This window comes from Streptomyces sp. NPDC059787 (genome assembly GCF_042732315.1).
In the GTDB taxonomy this organism is placed as follows: domain Bacteria; phylum Actinomycetota; class Actinomycetes; order Streptomycetales; family Streptomycetaceae; genus Streptomyces; species Streptomyces atrovirens.
This window is the reverse complement of sequence record NZ_JBHWHX010000001.1, coordinates 400465-401076: the sequence shown is the minus strand read 5'-3', so window position 1 is coordinate 401076 and position 612 is coordinate 400465. Positions and strand designations below refer to the sequence as shown.

Below are 612 nucleotides of genomic sequence, written 5' to 3'. Positions count from 1 at the left end.
GTCTGTTTCCTCCTCGGTCGCGCCCCCTCCTTCAACAACTTGGGGGGGGGCCTTGTCACATGGTCTCCTGGGGGGCCGGGCCCCCGCCGTGTCCCCCGACGGCAGACGTCACGGTCCGAGGGCGTTCCGGCAATGACGGCGCGTCAGAACTGCCTGTATCCGGCAGTGATCTCCGGTCCGGGGCGGTGAAAGGGTGTTCGGGACGGCAGTCGCCGTCTTCCGTGAAAGCCCTTACCGAACAGGCAGGTTGACGTATGAGACTGACCCGCGGTGTTCTGGCGGTGGCCGCCACTGCGCTCACGCCGGCCCTCCTTCTCACCGGTCCGGCGTTCGCCGCGGACTCGGCGCCGGCTCCTGTCGCCGCCACGGCGGCGGCCGGCACCGACGGCCCCGGTACACCGGTGGACGAGATGTCAGAGCATGAGCTGCGCGCCGCCATCCTCACGCTCCTCGGCAAGCCTTATGCGGGCAAGCGCGTCACACGGGACGCCAACGCGGCCCTGGACGGCACCCTGGAGGACATGCGGGCGTTCCTGAAGACCGGCTACCGGCTCGCGCAGTACGAGGACGACCAGGTCGCCGTCTTCACCATCCTCGGCAAGCCCTACGCCG

At 69.6% G+C, this 612-nt stretch carries 1 protein-coding gene; it reads left to right on the top strand.

The window, feature by feature from the left end:
- Positions 1 to 254: 254 nt before the first annotated feature.
- Positions 255 to 612, top strand: a 358-nt coding sequence (locus ACFV5H_RS01950; protein ID WP_385192236.1) for an ALF repeat-containing protein, incomplete at its 3' end; no start/stop codon positions are given.